This is a genomic window from Photorhabdus viridis (assembly GCF_040256935.1).
Taxonomy (GTDB): Bacteria; Pseudomonadota; Gammaproteobacteria; order Enterobacterales; family Enterobacteriaceae; genus Photorhabdus; species Photorhabdus viridis.
Window position 1 is genome coordinate 1 of the sequence record NZ_JBEJZY010000334.1, and the last position, 331, is coordinate 331.

1 pseudogene is annotated in these 331 nt (G+C 37.5%); it reads right to left on the reverse strand.

What is annotated here, in order from left to right:
- Window positions 1-8: 8 nt before the first annotated feature.
- A pseudogene (locus ABR397_RS23610) lies at window positions 9-331 on the reverse strand (hypothetical protein); the annotation flags it as partial.

Genomic DNA, 331 nt, shown 5'->3' on the forward strand with positions numbered 1-331 from the left:
TTAATGCCTTATTGAAACTTTATTTTCACAGGTTTCTTAACCTTATCTTGCAATTTTCCTATTTGCTCATCACCAATAATTTCAATCGTCCAGTGTGCTTTAGTTCTATCTGCACTGGTTGAAACCTTACGCAAGTTTACGGTACTACCGTTTGCTAACTTGACATAATAACGACCAGGTTTATTAGGTAATTCTGTGAAAGGTACTCCACCCGTTAAACTTTCTGCATAAGCGCGGATATTCTGCTCAGTCAATTTTTCGGTTGCAAACACTTTAACATTACCAGCTTTGTTGCTACCTCCTTCACCTAACACTTGCTTAAATTTTTGCC